The organism is Streptosporangium longisporum, assembly GCF_039534895.1.
Lineage (GTDB): Bacteria > Actinomycetota > Actinomycetes > Streptosporangiales > Streptosporangiaceae > Streptosporangium > Streptosporangium longisporum.
In genome coordinates this window covers 20,221-36,413 of sequence record NZ_BAAAWD010000027.1, presented here as the reverse complement: position 1 = coordinate 36,413, position 16,193 = coordinate 20,221, and the positions used below count along the sequence as shown (strand labels likewise).

General features: G+C 66.0%; 17 protein-coding genes. 7 read left to right on the top strand and 10 right to left on the bottom strand.

The window, feature by feature from the left end:
• Positions 1-146: 146 nt before the first annotated feature.
• Positions 147-788 carry a hypothetical protein gene (locus ABD832_RS37900; protein WP_344906226.1) on the bottom strand — a complete coding sequence of 214 codons (642 nt, stop codon included), beginning with the start codon at positions 786-788 and terminating at the stop codon, positions 147-149.
• Between the two features lie 237 nt (positions 789-1,025).
• Positions 1,026-1,163, bottom strand: a complete 138-nt coding sequence (locus tag ABD832_RS37895; protein ID WP_344906222.1) for a hypothetical protein — start codon at positions 1,161-1,163, stop codon at positions 1,026-1,028.
• A gap of 374 nt (positions 1,164-1,537) precedes the next feature.
• Here ABD832_RS37895 and ABD832_RS37890 point away from each other — a divergent pair, with 374 nt between their 5' ends.
• The gene (locus ABD832_RS37890; RefSeq protein ID WP_344906219.1) at positions 1,538-3,181 is read left to right on the top strand and encodes a pentapeptide repeat-containing protein; all 1,644 of its coding nucleotides are present in this window, start codon (positions 1,538-1,540) and stop codon (positions 3,179-3,181) included.
• Positions 3,178-3,417: a hypothetical protein gene (locus tag ABD832_RS37885; protein ID WP_344906216.1), complete on the top strand. Its 240-nt coding sequence runs from the start codon at positions 3,178-3,180 to the stop codon at positions 3,415-3,417. The genes ABD832_RS37890 and ABD832_RS37885 overlap by 4 nt, the downstream gene beginning before the upstream one ends.
• A 196-nt stretch (positions 3,418-3,613) precedes the next feature.
• Here ABD832_RS37885 and ABD832_RS37880 read toward each other — a convergent pair whose 3' ends face one another.
• The 5 genes from ABD832_RS37880 to ABD832_RS37860 form a co-directional block, all read right to left on the bottom strand.
• Positions 3,614-3,826: a DUF2283 domain-containing protein gene (locus ABD832_RS37880; RefSeq protein ID WP_344906213.1), complete on the bottom strand. Its 213-nt coding sequence runs from the start codon at positions 3,824-3,826 to the stop codon at positions 3,614-3,616.
• A gap of 84 nt (positions 3,827-3,910) precedes the next feature.
• Positions 3,911-4,249 carry a hypothetical protein gene (locus tag ABD832_RS37875; RefSeq protein WP_344906210.1) on the bottom strand — a complete coding sequence of 113 codons (339 nt, stop codon included), beginning with the start codon at positions 4,247-4,249 and terminating at the stop codon, positions 3,911-3,913.
• Positions 4,250-4,265: 16 nt separating this feature from the next.
• Positions 4,266-4,652 carry a hypothetical protein gene (locus tag ABD832_RS37870; RefSeq protein WP_344906207.1) on the bottom strand — a complete coding sequence of 129 codons (387 nt, stop codon included), beginning with the start codon at positions 4,650-4,652 and terminating at the stop codon, positions 4,266-4,268.
• A 652-nt stretch (positions 4,653-5,304) separates the two neighbouring features.
• Complete coding sequence (locus ABD832_RS37865; RefSeq protein WP_344906204.1) at positions 5,305-7,140, bottom strand: relaxase/mobilization nuclease domain-containing protein; 1,836 nt, start codon at positions 7,138-7,140, stop codon at positions 5,305-5,307.
• Positions 7,137-7,592, bottom strand: coding sequence for a plasmid mobilization protein (locus ABD832_RS37860; protein WP_344906202.1), 456 nt, complete (start codon positions 7,590-7,592; stop codon positions 7,137-7,139). The genes ABD832_RS37865 and ABD832_RS37860 overlap by 4 nt, the downstream gene beginning before the upstream one ends.
• Positions 7,593-8,742: 1,150 nt before the next feature.
• On the opposite strand from ABD832_RS37860, the gene ABD832_RS37855 reads away from it, so the two are divergent.
• Together ABD832_RS37855 and ABD832_RS37850 are read left to right on the top strand one after the other, a co-directional pair.
• Entirely contained in the window at positions 8,743-8,907 is a 165-nt protein-coding gene (locus ABD832_RS37855; protein WP_344906199.1) for a hypothetical protein, read from the top strand.
• On the top strand, positions 8,904-10,838 hold the full coding sequence (locus ABD832_RS37850; RefSeq protein ID WP_344906196.1) for a hypothetical protein: 1,935 nt from the start codon (positions 8,904-8,906) through the stop codon (positions 10,836-10,838). Before ABD832_RS37855 ends, ABD832_RS37850 begins: the two co-directional genes overlap by 4 nt.
• A 439-nt stretch (positions 10,839-11,277) precedes the next feature.
• Here the strand turns inward: ABD832_RS37850 and ABD832_RS37845 are convergent, their stop codons facing one another.
• The 3 genes from ABD832_RS37845 to ABD832_RS37835 all read right to left on the bottom strand — a co-directional run bounded on the left by ABD832_RS37845 (position 11,278) and on the right by ABD832_RS37835 (position 15,092).
• Positions 11,278-12,654: a replicative DNA helicase gene (locus ABD832_RS37845; protein WP_344906193.1), complete on the bottom strand. Its 1,377-nt coding sequence runs from the start codon at positions 12,652-12,654 to the stop codon at positions 11,278-11,280.
• Entirely contained in the window at positions 12,651-13,754 is a 1,104-nt protein-coding gene (locus ABD832_RS37840) for a helix-turn-helix domain-containing protein (protein WP_344906191.1), read from the bottom strand. The genes ABD832_RS37845 and ABD832_RS37840 overlap by 4 nt, the downstream gene beginning before the upstream one ends.
• Positions 13,755-14,267: 513 nt before the next feature.
• Positions 14,268-15,092: a GntR family transcriptional regulator gene (locus tag ABD832_RS37835; protein WP_344906189.1), complete on the bottom strand. Its 825-nt coding sequence runs from the start codon at positions 15,090-15,092 to the stop codon at positions 14,268-14,270.
• A 179-nt stretch (positions 15,093-15,271) separates the two neighbouring features.
• Here ABD832_RS37835 and ABD832_RS37830 point away from each other — a divergent pair, with 179 nt between their 5' ends.
• Genes ABD832_RS37830 through ABD832_RS37820 form a run of 3 tightly spaced genes read left to right on the top strand, consistent with a single transcriptional unit; the run spans position 15,272 to position 16,126 of the window.
• A complete protein-coding gene (locus ABD832_RS37830; RefSeq protein WP_344906187.1) occupies positions 15,272-15,493 on the top strand; it encodes a hypothetical protein in 222 nt (73 codons plus the stop codon).
• The gene (locus tag ABD832_RS37825) at positions 15,490-15,978 is read left to right on the top strand and encodes a hypothetical protein (protein WP_344906185.1); all 489 of its coding nucleotides are present in this window, start codon (positions 15,490-15,492) and stop codon (positions 15,976-15,978) included. Before ABD832_RS37830 ends, ABD832_RS37825 begins: the two co-directional genes overlap by 4 nt.
• A gap of 1 nt (position 15,979) precedes the next feature.
• Positions 15,980-16,126 carry a hypothetical protein gene (locus ABD832_RS37820; protein ID WP_344906182.1) on the top strand — a complete coding sequence of 49 codons (147 nt, stop codon included), beginning with the start codon at positions 15,980-15,982 and terminating at the stop codon, positions 16,124-16,126.
• The last annotated feature ends 67 nt before the right edge of the window (positions 16,127-16,193 follow it).

The following is a 16,193-nucleotide window of genomic DNA, read 5'->3' as shown; positions in this document are numbered from 1 at the left end:
GCCGCCGGCCAGCGCGTCGGGCAGCTGGCCGTCGAAGACGTCGCCGTCTTCCTCCCAGGAGGTGAAGGTCAGCAACAACTCCTCGGCGGCCGCCAGGACGGCCAGGAGGTCGTCGTGCTGATCGGGCATGAGCACGGATCGGGTGGTCATCGAGTCGGTCCTCCGGTCTTGGCGGCGCTGCGGTAGGCCAGGGCCTTTTCCAAGTAGGCGATCCGCAGGTTGGGGATGTCCAGCTCGGCACCCTCCAGCAGCTCCGGGTTGGCCATCAGGTCGGCGGCCTCCTCCAGCAGGTCGTCCTCCTCGGCGGCGGTGCGAGCGGGCAGGGCCGCGCCCAGCGGCTCGGCCGGGGCGACCTCGCGCTCCGGGCGGCGCTCCTGGGCCCACACGGTGAGGTCGTCGATCGATCCGCTGATGCCGTGGCCGAGGTATTCGTCGCGCAGGTCGGGGTCCAACCAGGCCAGCGCCAGGCGGCGCCGGAAGTCGCGCTCGGCGGCGACGTAGCGCTCGCTGGCGGCCTGCTTGGAGATGTCGCCCAGGGCGCGGCCGATGCGCTCCCAGGAGGTGCCCTTGAGCCGTTCGTGGACCACCGCCAGGCGCAACACCTCCCGGGCCTGGTTCACCAGGAGGGCGGCCTGCTCAACCACCTCACCGGGGTAGGCGTGAGCGTTGGTGGTGTCGACCAGGACACGGGCGATGTCGGAGGCGTCGCAGGCCTCGACCGAGACGCCCAGGCGCGCCAGGGACGCCGACGACAGAGTGCGATCGTGAAGTGCAGGGATGTCGCTCATACGTCAAGGAAACCTTGACGTGGTCACCGCGTCAAGGAAATCCTGACGAAAGCCGGGGTTCCACCCTCAGAACGTGCATGATGGCATGAATTCAAAGAAAGTAACGTTGGTTGTACAGTGACTTAGTGGGTGTGCATGCATGCACAGCCGGAAAAACAAGAGGGCCTCGCACCCGGGCGACCAAACCAAGATGCGAGACCCCTTGTCATCTGCGGGCAGGGTGGCGGTCGGAAGTGGTCAGCTCCCGGCGCCACCCGCGCCGCGCAGCACGGCCTCGACGATGATCACGACCACTCGCACCACGAGCACGATCGCGTCCGCCGATCCCGGCCACGCAGGCCAAACGCCCTTTTTTCTCTTCTCATCCGGATCCATCAGCCGTCCTTACGGTGTGTACCTATGGGACAGGCCGACCGAAGACCGGTCGACCCCTAGGGTTGCCGGCCGGTTGTGATCGGCGACTGCGACTCCGGATAGACCCACGGTAGGGGAACAGGCGACAGGGCGAGACGCTAAGTACCTGGGCAAACGCGCGCCTACTGGCGCGATGCGCACACCTTGAGGCAGCCGGATCTACCTCTGGTAATGCCATTGAGGAGGCCCTCTAAATGTCCGTCCCTAGCCGCGCGCTTTGTGACGGAAATCACATCTGGAAGGGTCCCGACCAACTCACGGGAATGACGATTCCCGCAAGTTAGTGCCCGAAATGTCCGATCCTTCCGGCGGCCGCGTCCGGAGGAACCTTCTGGGTGAAACGGCTGATAACCCGCGCCGCCTTCGCCACTGTGGATCGCGTGGCCACCCCCGACGAACCACCCCCCACCCCGCCCGGCAAGGACCCCGCCAAAGCCGCCCCCGGCCAAGGCCTGCGGCTGGCCCGGATCGGGCCGACCCTTGCCCTGGCCCTGGCCGGCTCCCTCCTGCTCAGCACCGGCCTGTTCGCCGGCGCCCTGTGGATCCTGGGTTTCCCCGTGCTCACCCCGGTCGGGCCCAAGGGGCTGCCGCTGAGCCGGCTGCTGGACCTGCTGAAGCTCTCCTTCGCGGTGGTCGCCGGGATCGGCGGCGTCATCGCCCTGGTCGTGGCCTACCGCAAGCAGAAGGTCACCGAAGCCGCCGAGCACCGCCAGCAGGCCGCCGAGCTACGCGCCGACGAGGCCCACCGGCGCGAGGCGACCAAGCTGTTCAACGAGCGCTTCGCCACCGCCGCCAACCACCTGGGCCACGACTCGCCCGCGGTGCGCCTGGCCGGCGTGCACGCCCTGGCCGGCCTGGCCGACGACGCCCCCACCCGGGAGTTGCGCCAGACGATGATCGACGTCTTGTGCGCCTACCTGCGCATGCCCTATGCCCCCGACCCTGGCGCCGACGGCGAGGCGGCCGAGCGCCTGGCCTTCGCCGGCCTGCGCGAGGTACGCCACACCATCATCCGCGTCATCGCCACCCACCTGCGCCAGAACGCCACCACCTCCTGGCAGGGCCACGACTTCGACTTCACCGCCGTCGTCTTCGACGGCGGCAACTTCAGCCACGCGGTGTTCTCCAGCGGCAGAGCCACCTTCAACGGCGCGACGTTCTCCAGCGGCACGGTCGCCTTCACCAATGCGACGTTCTCCGGCGGCGCGGTCGACTTCATCGGTGCGACGTTCTCCGGCGGCAGAGCCACCTTCAGCGGCGCGAGGTTCTCCGGCGGCACGGTCGCCTTCACCGCCGCGGTGTTCTCCGGTGGCGTGGTCACCTTCGATGGCGCGACGTTCTCCGGCGGCACGCTCTCCTTCAACGGCGCGACGTTCTCCGGCGGCACGCTCTCCTTCAACGGCGCGACGTTCTCCGGCGGCACGGTCACCTTCAGCGGCGCGGTGTTCTCCGGCGGCACGGTCGCCTTCCACTTCGCGACGTTCTCCGGCGGCACGGTCATCTTCCACCTCGCGATGTTCTCCGGCGGCACGGTCATCTTCCACCTCGCGGTGTTCTCCGGCGGCACGGTCGCTTTCGATGGCGCGACGTTCTCCGGCGGCACGGTCACCTTCCACCTCGCGACGTTCTCCGGCGGCACGGTCACCTTCGGCAGCGCGAGGTTCTCCGGCGGCACGGCCGCCTTCAACGGCGCGGTGTTCTCCGGCGGCACGGTCGCTTTCGATGGCGCGACGTTCTCCGGCGGCACGGTCACCTTCGGCAGCGCGAGGTTCTCCGGCGGCACGGTCGCCTTCACCGGCGCGAGGTTCTCCGGCGGCACGGTCGCTTTCGACGACGCGACGTTCTCCGGCGGCACGGTCGATCTCCGAGAAATGGACGATTGGTCGCATCCGCCGATCCTGCAGAATCCTGTACCGCCTGGTGTGTTACTGCCCGATCGGTCGGGTGATGTTCCGGAAGAGGATGCGGCGGCGACGTGAGTGGCCGCCCGCTGGCCCGCTGCCAGTGCCCCAAGAACACCGCGCAGCTTCGAGCATGCGGCCGGATCGCCACGGCCGAGGATCTGCGCTGCGACATCTGCCGGATCGGCTGCCGGCGGATCCGGCTCGCCGTCGACGCCACCGGCGCGGCTGGCGGCGCCGAGGTTCAGATCACGCACGCCAGTTCCCCGGCCGCCCTCTACCGGGCCCGGTTCGGCACCCCGCCCCGCCCCTGAGCCGCCTCGCGCGCTGGCGCGTAGATGGCTCCTAAAAAACTCCTTGGCCTCCGGGGGGTTACCTCGTGGGATGACCACCGCCGAAACCCCACCTGGGCGAGGAGCCCAGTCAAGGGGATGCGCCGTACGCCTGCGGAAATCACCTGCCCTAACGTCAAAATCCGGTCCCAGAGGCCCTACTTTGCCCCACTAAGGCTCAGGAAGTGCTGTCACGCAGCACGCGAGGGATCTGCCGTGCAGCGTCCAGCAACTCAACGCCGAGAAGTTCTCCAGAACTGGAGAAGCGGAGGAGGGCAGGAACATCCCCTTCGCCACCGTCGACAGGCAGCTTGAAGGTTTCCTCACCGGGTTCGATCTCTCGAAATTCGATGTATGCGGCATTGACTTGCGGATCGTGGCGCAGGTTCATAATCAGCCTCCGGAAGGGAAGTCAGATGGGGCCGAGGTCCGTGATCTCACGGCTTCCTCAGCCCCATCTAACCATTTAACAAGGCTAGGCGCGACGCCAGGCAGTCACGACGTAACCGTTATTATTGCAGATCACGACGATCTTGCCCTTCGTGTACTTCCAGTTTCCGTTCGACTGCTTTACCGCTCGACTGCAGGTGGTGTAGACGATGTCCTCGACCTGATCACCGGTGATTGAGTCCTTGGCCATTTCCTCCGCTGCATGGAGTGAGTAACCGGTGACGATGCACGGCGCTCCGGCCTCGATCTGCATCTCGGTCCCAACCCCTGAAGTAATGACAGGGGCGGCAGTTGCTGCCGGAGCCGCTACCAGCAAGACACCTACGGATAACAGACTGGCAGCGATGACGTTACGGACGCTCATGTTTGTTAACTCCCGATCAGACGTCGTACTCGTACAGGTACACATCAGCAATCGCGCCAGGGTGCGACCAGCTGAAGTGCTTCTTGACACCGTCGGGGCAGGCAGGGGAGGAGAACTCGGTAGTGCCGGAGGCGAAGACCGCCTTTACTTTGGCGCACTGACCGTCGGCATCGGTGTCCTGCAACCACCCCGAGACTGTGATCAGTCCGCTGTCACATGACAACTCCCAGTGCGCACGAGCGCCCGATGTGGTGACGTTTCTAATCTGCCCGCAGCCACCGAGAACCCTTGCCGAATCGCTTGTCGGCTGAGGAGAGGGGGAGGCGGCGTAAGCAGCAGGGGTAGCCACAAACGCCGTTGCGGCCGCAACCCCAGCAACGAGCAGAGTCTTGACAAACATCATATCGCATTCCTCCACGAGAAGAGATTCTGGAGTAAACCCTCCAGTCATGACCTAAGAGAATGTAGGTGCCCATGTCGATAAAATAAAGTGTTGGCATTCATCTAACGAGATGGTATGAGCATGTCCACTTCAGGTGAACCCGTCAGTGAAAACACTCGCTGAGCTGCGGTTTGGCGGGTACGTCGCAACGCGGTTCCTCTAAGCACTTGCGAACAAACGGATTGTTAAGACGACTTCCACGAAAGGGATCCCGCAAGCCGCCGTCCTGCGGAAATGACTTTCGACCGCTAGAATATTGCCTCACAGTGCCCGAATAATCGCACACAGTTAATGATGGTGAGGGACTTGAGAAAATTCCGTCGAGCTTCAATGTCACCTCCGTCACCGAAAGGTCGCTCTACGTCAAGAACGCATAATCCACACTCTCGAACGAGCGAGCCATACCCCTGACCCGTTTATTTGCAGGCATTATGACCATGTTTCGTTTCGTGGTTAATCGCAGGATCGGCCGTGACGACGTCCCTGACAGGCTGATTCTTAATGACCGTAGAAGCTTTTCCAGCAGGAGGTATTGTCGTTATCGTCACGACCATAAACGTTAATGTCGATGCTGGCTGCTGGTTCGGTTGTGCTGCTGTGTTCGTTCTGGTGACTATCGGCTGCGTCCGCCGCGCCCGTGCTCGGGGCCACCTCGCGGCCTCGGCCGGGAGCTGCGCTGGGCCTGCTGGACATGGGAGCGCTCGATACGTTCGGTGTGCTCCTGGGCGGCTCGCCCGGCGGGCAGCGCGGCGCGCAGGTCGACCTCCTCGGTGACGGCCGCCAGGCGCCGGCGGGCCTCTTCGGCGGTGGCCGGGGCCCGGTAGCCGGGGAAGGCCAGAAGGGCCGCGCGAGGAGGGGCCGGGGTCGGTGCGCTGAGCCGGGCCACGTCGTCGCTGAGCACGGCGCTCAGCCGTTTGAGGTGGGCGTCGGGGAAGGCGCCGTAGTGGCGCGCGCTCCAGGCCGGGGCGGCCGCGATCCGGCGCCGACGCAACTCACCGGCCAAGGCGCCGGCGTGGGTGCTCAAGGCGGCGGCCTGGCGGTGCTGGCGGTGGCGCCGGTGCCAGGAAGTGATGGTGGCGGCCAGCAGTACCAGCGCGGTGGCCACCAGCATCCACGTGGCGGCCGCCGGGCCTTGGCGGGCGGCCGCGATGATGATCCGGGTCGCGGTCCGCACCTCGGCCCGGGCCGGCACGGGAACACGCGCCTGGGCGCGCGGGGCTTGGGCGGACCAGGCCAGGCGGTCGGCCAGTGCGGCGATCGGCCCCGGCCCGCCCGTCTTGTCCGGGCCGGGCTTTTCGATGCGCTCGGCGAGCGCGGCCAGCATCGCGGCCGCCCCCCGGCACCCGCTGCGCCAGGCCGCGACGTCGCCGTCCGGGGTGCGCTCCAGGCGTTCGCGGATGGCGTCGACGAGCTGCGCGGCGCGCTTCCACTGCTCGGCGTCGACGGCGGCCCGCTCGCCGAGACCGGGCGGGCCGGCCGCCTCGCCGGAGCGGCGCCACTCGGCAAGCGCCGGGCCCTGGCCGTCGACGTCGTCCCACTGCTGGCGCAGCTGCGGCAGGGTCAGGTCCGCGGCGAGCTTGCCGCCGCCGAACCACACCGGCGCACGCCCGCCGACCGGGCGCAGCGCGGCCGAGTAGCCGACCACGCGGTCGCGGCCGCCGGTGGCGAACCGGGCCCGCACCAGCACCCCCGACGCCTTGGCGCGGCGCACGAACTCCGCTTCGCTCGCCGAGCTGGCGGCCGCCGCGCGCACCAGGCGGGCCAGGCGCAGCCGGTCGACGTCCCCGCTCCCCGGGCCGGTGTGGGCGGCCGGGCTCCTCGAGGGCGGGCCGGTGCCGGCAGCGTGCGGGCGGGCTCGCTTGGTGCGTTCGGCCTCGGCGCGGCTGTAGCCGGGCAGGCCCCGCCCGGGACGGCCCTCGACCACGTGCAGCCCGAAGCGTCGCTCCATCTGCGCGCACAGCACCGACATCGCCATCCGGTCCCGGCCGGGCGCGGCCAGGGTCAGGTCCTCGCGTACCAGGTTGACCGCCAGGTGGATGTGGTCGTTGCCGCCGGCCGACGGGCCGTGGTGGACGGCGATCCACCGGCACGGCGCCGGCCCGGTGGACTCATCGAAGCCCAGCCGGGCCACGGCCGCGCGGGCCACGACCGCCCACTGCTCATCGCTCAGCGCCTCGCCGGGCGGAAGCGAGATCGCGCAATGCCACACCCAGCCCTTCTCGGGCTCGAGTCCAGCGATGACGCGGTGGTCGTCCAGGGCGTGGCCGAGCTCCAGGACGCGCTCCCAGTGCTCGGGGCCATCCAGGCGGGTGCCGTCGGCGACGTCCAGGACGTGATCGGCCGCGATGACGCGCTGGTCTCGGTGCTCGTTGGAGCGGCCCGGCCCGAACAGGTAGCGGATCAGGCCGCCGATGTCGTGGCCGTGCTGCGCGGCGATCTTGTTGATCACCGCCCGTCCCCGCCCTCACCCTCGTCTCGCTCGGGGATCAGGTGGGCCAGGGCGGCGGTGATGCGCTGGGCGGCCTGGCGCACCACGCGCAGCGTCGCGACCACCTCGGCACCCGCCGGCACCTGGCCGCTGTTGGCCCTGGCCGCCAGCTGGTTGACGTTGCCACCGACCGCGCTCAGCACCCGCTGCGCGGCCGCCACCTGCCGGGCCAGCGCCCGGCGCTCGGCCACCGCCATCAACCGCTCCCCTCCGGTCAGGGAGGCCAGCATCGTCTCGGCCAGCAGGTGCGGCACGCTCATCCCGGCGGCCGCGGCCGCCGCCTCGACGCGGCGCTGCTCGGCGTCGGTGAAGCGCACCGTGTTGCGGTTGCCGCGTCCGCCGGCCACCCGGCGACGGCGCCCGCCCGGCCGGGGCCCGGGTGGCGGGGACGAGACCTCCTGGACGTCGACCACCGGCCCCCCTTCCCAGCGAAGCGACCCCGCCCCCAGGCGGGGACAGATCACCTACGACGGTAGACAGGTGATCACCCGGGGCGAAAGCCCCAGGCCACAACCGGCGCGATCAGGCGCCTGATCCTCATCTTGCTCACTTTGGAAGTCGTCCTGCTCCCAGCCCGCCGTCTCCCCGCCCGCCGGTCTTCCTCACCCTTCCCGGCTCGTCCCCCGCGGCCCGTCCGGCCGGCGCGCGGCCGACTGTCCAGTCCGCCGACCGAGCCTCAGGCGAGGGAGCGGACTGGACCGGCGGCAAGCGTCGGCCACACTCCAGGCCGAGGACGAGGCGGCCCGGCGGATCACTTCTGAGAACTGACAGCTGGACGCATGCCTGCGCTGGCTCGATTGCTTCACCCGGCGCTTTCCCGACTCAGCAAAGTGGTCAGAATGTTCTTTTATTGGTCAATCTATAATTTTGCGACAAAAGCGACAAATCCTGATCATTTGATCGGCTAGAGACGGGCTCGATCGGTTGTGTGTGTGCGGAACTTGATCCATGCCCGAAGGCAAAGCCGGTGAGCACGAGCAGGCCGCTGAGAGGGTAAGCAACCGGCTGATCTGGCGTTTTGCCCGTTCGGAACAGGTTCGGAACGGGTTTTGGATCTTGATATTGCGATGGTTCTATGGCGAGACTGAGTGGGCGGCCCGTCGTGAGACGACCGCTGTCTCGAATGCACCCGTCATGTCTTCCTGGGCGCGGCGAGGATTGTTCGAGAGGTTGCGAAGGGGGTTCCTGTTACCGGCAGGGGCCCCCTTCTGATGTTCCGAACCACTTCGTGGTTCACAGAGGCAACCGGCCGTACAATCCGTTTTTGTACGGAACGCTTGGCTTGCCTGGTTCCGTACTAGATAGGGCTGGATTACGGGGAACTAATAAGGAATTCTCTACCTATCAGCTCGTGGGGCGACCGGTAATCGCAACATGAGGCCATCGTAGCGGATTTAGGCCGCGCCCAGGAAAGATGAGGCTCTTGTAATGGCCGTACATGATCCACGTCCGTCGTCTCGGCGTAGACGCCCTCTCGCCGACAATCAGCTTCCTTCCCTGCCCGCCTCGTCAGATAAGCCTGCTGCATCGGATGGGCTGCGTCCTGTCCACCGCGTCGCAGTATTGGTGATCATCGTCGCGGTCGTGCTGGTGATGCAACTCGCTGGACAGGCCCCGCTGGACACCCTGACCGTCGTGCTTGTGGCCGGCGGCGCGGCCGCGCAGATCAGCTCCTGGCTAAGTGGACAGCCCAGCAGCAGCCAAAACGGCTCGGGGCGGAGCCAATGAGCATCTCTCTCGTAGATGAACTGGAAAGCGTGCATACCGCGACGCAGTTCAAAGCTCTCCTCGGAAGGCTCAGGGAAGTCAACAATCTCTCGTTCAAAAAGCTCGAAGAAGAGGGACTGCCTAAAAGCACCACCTCCACCAACTTCAACAAGAGCACGCTGCCTTCAACCTTCTTTGTCACTCGGTACACCGAAGCATGCGGGTTGAACCCTTCAGAAGTGGCTCTGTGGTGCGCTGCCCTAGCCAGGGTACGAGATTCCGAAAGAAAACCCCTATCGAAGGAGAACCTCTCAGAGGAAGCCGCATCAAAGAACCGTCAGGTATCCAAGAGACACCGGTTGCTGCAGGAGATAAAAATTCCAAGATGGATAAGCACACGGCTACTGACGGTGCTGACCGCACTAGCGCTCACTGCTGCCATCCTATGGTGGCAGCCCTGGAATCGAAATCAGCCGGATGCCAAACCCACCCCTACGCCAGCCCAGGAGACGGCTGGGCTCATCCAGCACTGCGACACCCGCAACCCCACTCTCATACGTATCTCGGCGGACGAGTGCGTTGGAGTCACCGATGGCACTGACCGCGCCGATGTTTTTGGCGAGGACTTGCGGCCGGCCTTAACAGCCATCGCCGCCGAGAACCGCCAGGCGGTAAAGGGAGGACCAGGTAGCTACGTCACAGTCGCGTTCTTGGCTCCGCTGGGAACCGGCCCTCAAAACCTGACCGGCGGGCGAACTGTCCACGAGGTCGAAGGAGCTTTCATCGCCCAATACACCGCCAATCATCCCAAGAGTCCCAGCAGCAGACACCCCAAGATCCGCTTGGTACTGGCCAACATGGGTAACAACGAGGCCCATTGGCGCAGCACTGTCAAGCACCTGAAGGCTATGATCAAGGCTCCCGACTCCCTGGTCGCAGTCGCGGGAATGGGTCTCAGCCAGCAGGAAAGTGTCGACGCGGCCCGCGAGCTGGCTGCTGATCCAGCCATTCCTATGGTCAGTGACGTCATCACGGCTGACGGATTCGACTCTACCGGCACAATCGATAAGGACGAACGAACAGGTAAGAGCGGTGACCCGATCCGCGGACTGGTCCGGGTGGCACCCAATGTCTCTACTCAGCTGAAGGTAATAAGCCGGGAACTGATGAAAAATCGTCCCGATTTGAAAACCGCAGCGCTGGTATGGACCGAGCGCACCCCTCAGGGGTCCCCCGATCTATATACTCATTCTCTGAAAAAAGCGTTCGAGAATCCCGAAAGCGGGCTCAAAGAATACTTAATCAGCGAAGAAAGCCAATATAAATTCGATCCTCGCGGTGGAGAAGAGTCCCTACGAGGGATCGCCAACCTTCTCTGCGGGGAGAAGGTCGACATGGTGTTCTACGCTGGTCGCCAAACAACTCTTCCAAGCTTCTTAGAGTTCCTGCATCAGCGCTCTTGCCGCTCTACGCCCATCACTGTGGTCACCGGCTCAGACGCCGCCGCACAACCTATAAACCCCCCGGAGCTCAATGATCCGGAAGCGCCCATTTCTATCATCTACGTCCCGCTCGCCAATCCCGATTATCTTGCCAGTAAAAACAATCCCGATAGGACTCTCTATAAAACCTTCAGAGACAACTTCACAAAGTCCCATTATAATCAGGTTTTCCCGAGCGCACATTTAAAAACCGGGTGGGCGATAATGGCTCATGACGCTATGCTCACCGTAGCTACAGCAATCCGCAAAGCGACTCCTTCGGAAGACTCTGATAGCAAGGTCCTCCCACAAACGTTCGCTATCGGCGACCAGCTTTACTTCTTTCGGGACCCCAGGGATATTCCCGGCGCCAGCGGCATCCCCGGCGCCAGCGGCCTGTTTGGAATCGATCCAGAAACGGGAAACCGCAAGAGTAAAGCGCAACAACCGCCCGTCTATATAAACCGATAGCCATGCCGCTGTTGAAGCAATACTTAGAAGAGCGGAGCAGGCCCAACCTTGAGCCTGCCACGTGGCTTCTATGAGGGCTGGGTACCATATGGTACCCAGCCCTCAACTAAAGCTTTCGAAGATCAGACGTGTTTTAGGTAACGGGGACCACAGTTCCCGGAACCTACGGCCGGCCTCCTCGAGCTCCCGGCCGACTCCCCCGCATCTGCGCGTAGAGGTTCTGAGGAACTGGCAAAACGCCTCAATGAGGCGGTCCACCTGGTGCGTCTCGTTGCGTCATCCTTTACGTTGTAAAGACCACTACGCTGTCTCACGTCGATCACCCCACCGGACGACTCTCTGTGGCCCTGAGAGCCCCGGAGAAGCCCAACCGGCCACAGGTCCGCGGACGGGATACCGGACGGGCCCACGTGATCGCCTGAGGTGATCTAGGCGCCCTTCACGCCTCACCGGCCGCGCGGGCGAAGTCGGCCACGCTGGCGTAGTGGCCCCGGAAGGAGGCGGTGACCGTCCCGCAGGGCCCGTTACGGTTCTTGCCCACGATCAGGTCGATCTCGCCGACGCGGTCGGCCGGGTCGTAGGCGCTGGGCCGGTGCAGCAGGATCACCACGTTCGCGTCGTTCTCCAGGCCGCCGGACTCGCGCAGGTCAGCCACCATCGGTGTGTGGTCACCGCGCTGCTCAGGACCGCGGTTCAGCTGAGCTAGCACCACGATCGGGATGTCGAACCGCTTGGCCAGCTGCTTGAGCTGGCGGCTCATCTTCTGCACCTCGGCCTGGCGGTTCTCCGCACGCTCGGCGCCCAGGCTGGACAGCAGCTGCATGTAGTCCAGCACCACCAGGCCGAACGGCGTGCCCTTGCGCTGCATCGCGCTCAGGCGCCGCTCCAGGTGCCCGACGGTGAACGCGCTGCTGGGGTCGACGATGGACAGCCGCGGCCCGGCCTCGGACGCGATCGCGTACCCCCGGGCCAGCTTCTCCCAGTCCTCGGCGCTCAGCACGCCGGCCTGTTCGGTCATCGTGATGGTCTTGGCCAGGTCGACCTTGGCGGTCGCCGAGGTGAGCCGGGCGGAGATCTCCCGGTGGGTCATCTCCAGCGTCACCAACAGCGTCTTGACGCCCTTGATCGCGGCGTGGCGGCAGATCTCGGCGGCCACCAGGCTCTTGCCCATCGCCGGCCGGGCTCCGATGATCACCAGGTTCCCGGCGCGCAGCCCGCCGTGCAGCATCGTCGACAGGTCCCGGTAGGGCAGCGGGACGACCGAGACCGGCATCGGATGCTCGGCGTCGTCCAGGTCGCGCCGATATAGCTCGTCCCAGGTGACCTCATCCGGGTCATCCAGGTCCGGCCCGGTGACCTGGTCCAGCAGAGCCCGGGCGCGCGCCCGGACGGCCTCGATCTCCTCCAGGCTCGCCCCGGCCGACAGCTCGGCCAGGTGCAGGCCGGCCGACGACACCTTGCGGATGTAGGCGTAGTTCGTCAGCTCCGCCAGTTGCTGGCCGAACATCTCGCGGGTCGTGATGGCATGAGATCGGGTCAGCAGCTCGGGCAGGTAGCGCAGGACGACGATGTTGCCGAGCCGCTGGGCGGCTTGGGAGACGGACAGATACGACGGTTCCCGCCCGGCCGCCTCGGCGTCCACGATCAGCTGATAGATCAGCTGGTGGACCGGGCGTACGAAGTCGGCGGCCGCCAGGCGCTCCATCAGCTCGACCGCGAAGGCTGGGGAGGTCAGCACCGCGCCGAGCACGGCCGCCTCGGTCTCGATCTCCACCATGCTCGGGGCGCCCGGCGCGGCGCCGGTGTCGATGCTCATCGGGCGTTCCTCTTGGCGAGCGCGGTGGGGTGGCACGTCGGGCACGGGAACGGCCCGACCTCGTCGTCGTACAAGACCCGATCCGCCGGCAGGTAGGGGTCATGGCGGGTGTCGTCGCACCGGGGCGGCAGGTCCGGACGGCTCCCGTCCGCCTTGCGCAGCGCGGCCGCGGCCGCAGACCACCACGGACCATCGAACCCGACACGGCCCGGACCCTGGCTCTGCTCGTCCTGGGCCACCAACAGCAGGGCCGCCCGGATCAGGGCAGGGTTTCCCCGCTCGACCACTCCGGGATGCTCCAAGGCCTTCGTGATGGAGGTCGCTCTCCACTCCGGACGCAGCGCGCGGACCTCGGCCACCAGCGCCGCCCGATCCTCGGAGGACAGCACCTTGCCGCTTCCCCCGGTGCTCCGCGGATCGTTCCCGACTCCGGGAATTCCCGGAGTCGGGAATGGGGGTGCTTCACCCGAAGAGCCTCCCCCCCCTCCCTCGTTGCGGAGGGACGTCTGTGACTCGGGAGACGCGGGCTCTCTCGGGGGGGCTAGGGGGGGGGGTTCAACTGAGGTTTCTACTGAGGTTTTGTGTGCCAAGTTGGCACCCACCTCAGTGTCAGATTGACACGTAGGTACGTGCCAAGTTGGCACGGGGTACGTGTCAGATTGGCACAACAGCAGGTCAGAGGCCATTTCGAGGGTCGTCTGACCCTCCTCGGCGCCCTCCTGGGGGCTGTCCTCGGGTACGGCTGACCCCTCCTCCTCGTCGAACGTGATCGCCTCGATGAGGTTGTCGTCGTACTCCTTGGGAGCCCGCTTCATGGACTCCAGCAGCGGCAGGTTGACCCGGGTGAGGTTCGAGATCGGCTCGCCGGTTCGGGGGTTGAAGCGCCGGACCGACTTGATGAGCTTTTTGGCCTTGAGCGCGCTATTCACCCGGTTGACGGTCCGGACGGACATGCCGGTCTCGTCGGCCAGCCGCTCGATCTTGGGCCAGCAGTACCCGTGAACGTCGGTGTGGTTGCAGTACGCCCCAAGGAGATGCTTCTCGTTGGCCTCCAGGCCGCCGTCGGCGGCGTAGACCATCCCGATGTGCTGAACCGTCATCGGGCACCGCCGGCCGGAACGCTCGTGATGCCGGGGGTGGCCGCACCGGTGCGGCCACCCCCGGTCTCGCGGACCGCCCGCAACTTGTCAAGTTCCCCTCGGCGAACCATGCCGGGTAGGACGATTTCAACAGAGGTGGGTACTCTCATGGGTGCGGTGGTTCTTTCTGTGTTGGGTACGCGGAAGAGCTGGCGGGCCGGGAGGTGGCACTCCCGGCCTTTCTCTTGTCTGAACTGGTCAGCGTGGGTACAGGTCGTCATGCGGGCTTGTCTATCGACCACCGGGGCCTACGCTTTGGTCCGATTCGAGCACTCCATGCAAGCGATGAAGTAGGGGCCGAAAACCGGCAGAGGTCGCGCCTGTCGTTGTCAAGATTTGAGGTGTCACACGGCTGAGCTACCTCCCTCTTGGCAGGTTGAGCGAGAGGGCCGCCGTTCTGCCTGTGGGGCATTCTGTCGGGCCTGCGACCTTGCGTCTTGGCGACGGGCTCTCAAGAAGAGATCAATCTGGGCCCTACGGCTCCGTGGTGGATTCGGGACGCCCGCCAGGCGGTGAGAGGACTTCGTACGTAGCCGTGCGGTCGCGCTTGAGCTCCTGAAAGATCTCGATCCGATCGGATGGGATCAACATCACGGTCACGTCTACGGGCTCGCCAGTGCTAGCGGAAACGCTAACCCGACATATCTCCAGCACTGGGAACAAGGGGGAGATGCCGAGAAGTTCGGCTTCCTCGGTCGTGGGAGTACGCGCCCGGGTCAGCTCGTGCCAGGCCAGCGGACCGTGGCCAGCTGCTTCGATGGCGTCCAGGTACCCACCCGGCACACCTCGCTTTCGCACATCCGGTGCGGCTTCGACCACCTCGGGGACGATCCAAGAGTCGGAGAGGGTGAACGGGTCCTCGCCCGGAACGCTCATTACGCGTCGACGGCGAAACACCGGCGTACCTGGCGCGATGCCGAGGATTTCGGCTGCGCGCTCGGTGATGGGTGCTTCCTCATAGATGGGCGGAAAGTGCGGCTGCCACTCGGGGTCATCGGGCCTGGTCGCGGCGAAGCTGTAGCCGATCGTACGGCGGCGATGTACGAGAGTGCCGCGGGTGATGCGGCGGCGAACCGGGTGAGGATTGCGGACATAGGTTCCAGAGCCAGGCTTCTTGATCAGTAGCCCTTCAGCGGCAAGGGCCGTCAGTGCCCGGTTCGCGGTGTTCGTGGTGACTTCGTACCGGCGCGCCAGTTCTGGAGTCGCAGGTACACGCCACCCCGGCTTGAGTCGACCCGAGGTGATCTCTTCCCTGAGGTCGTCAGCAATGCGCTGGTATGGGGCGCGGTCGTCGGTCATGCGAACACCATAAGCCAAAACTACGTAGGTAGCTTCTTGACGGCTCGGACTTTCCCGCTTACGTTCAATCTACGTAAGGCGAATCTACTTACATAGGTTTCCTTGCTGCTCAGCAGTGCGGTCCCGGTGCTGTCACACCGGGACCGCGAGGACCACTAGCTGTAAGGAGCTAGAAGCCCATGGGAATCATCCCCCGTCCGCGCGCCGCGCTCGACAACCTGGACGCGAGTGCTCTGACCTACGCCCTGTCCCGCATGACCCCCGAGCTGACCTTCCTGGTCCTGCCCGGTGAGTCGTGGGACGAGATGATGGCGCGCCGCGAGGCCGCCTCCGACATCCTCGACGACCTGCTCGCCGAGGCCGCCGACGAGCTGGCCGATGCCGAGGCGGTGGCCTGGTGAGCGCCCCTCAGTTCGACACGCTGCCGACGTCGCCTGACCAGGCGCGGACCTTCCTGACCGCCGCCGAGGAGAGGGACTGCTGGCCCACCGCCTACAGCGGGAGCCTGAGCTACTCCGGCGCAGTCCACGCGCTGCGCGACGCCCAGCTCGGCACCGGGCACGCGACCCTGGCCGTCAGCCAGGAACTGGCCAAGCTCCGCGAGGGCCTGGCCGACGTCGGCGACGTCGCCCCCCTGCGCCAGGACCTGGCCGCCATCGCTCAGGCGGTGCGTGAGCTGACCGACGCGCTCACCCCGGCCGCGCCGCTGGCGGACTCGACCGACCTGTCCAACGCCGTCGCCGACGTCCGTACCGAGGTCGCCGAGGTCGCCGAGGTCGCCGCCGCGGTGCGGGAGCTGGCCGACGCGATCCTCCTGCAGACCCTGCAGGCCCAGCGGCAGCCGCCGCGTCGCCGCTGGTTCGCGCCCTGGACGGAGGTGGCCTGACATGGGCCGCTACCAGTGCCCGCTGTGCCTGAGCATCCACCGCCGCGAGCAGCTGCAGAGCTGCTCGTCGCACACCTTCGGCTACGACCCCGAGTGCGCCGGCTGCCTCCAGGCGGTCGCGCAGACCCCGTGCGGAGGCACCGGATGAACGTCGAGACCATCATCACCACTGCTCTGATCGTCGTCTGCGTCTTCGCCGCCGTGATGTTCCTGGC

Bases quoted from the DNA above. Each gene is read 5' to 3' on its own strand.
- ABD832_RS37820 (WP_344906182.1), top strand. From the start codon at position 15,980: ATGGGCCGCTACCAGTGCCCGCTGTGCCTGAGCATCCACCGCCGCGAG.
- ABD832_RS37870 (WP_344906207.1), bottom strand. From the start codon at position 4,652: ATGATGTTTGTCAAGACTCTGCTCGTTGCTGGGGTTGCGGCCGCAACG.
- ABD832_RS37880 (WP_344906213.1), bottom strand. From the start codon at position 3,826: ATGAACCTGCGCCACGATCCGCAAGTCAATGCCGCATACATCGAATTT.
- ABD832_RS37840 (WP_344906191.1), bottom strand. From the start codon at position 13,754: ATGACGGTTCAGCACATCGGGATGGTCTACGCCGCCGACGGCGGCCTG.
- ABD832_RS37875 (WP_344906210.1), bottom strand. From the start codon at position 4,249: ATGAGCGTCCGTAACGTCATCGCTGCCAGTCTGTTATCCGTAGGTGTC.
- ABD832_RS37835 (WP_344906189.1), bottom strand. From the start codon at position 15,092: ATGACCGACGACCGCGCCCCATACCAGCGCATTGCTGACGACCTCAGG.
- ABD832_RS37830 (WP_344906187.1), top strand. From the start codon at position 15,272: ATGGGAATCATCCCCCGTCCGCGCGCCGCGCTCGACAACCTGGACGCG.
- ABD832_RS37895 (WP_344906222.1), bottom strand. From the start codon at position 1,163: ATGGATCCGGATGAGAAGAGAAAAAAGGGCGTTTGGCCTGCGTGGCCG.
- ABD832_RS37845 (WP_344906193.1), bottom strand. From the start codon at position 12,654: ATGAGCATCGACACCGGCGCCGCGCCGGGCGCCCCGAGCATGGTGGAG.
- ABD832_RS37850 (WP_344906196.1), top strand. From the start codon at position 8,904: ATGAGCATCTCTCTCGTAGATGAACTGGAAAGCGTGCATACCGCGACG.
- ABD832_RS37900 (WP_344906226.1), bottom strand. From the start codon at position 788: ATGAGCGACATCCCTGCACTTCACGATCGCACTCTGTCGTCGGCGTCC.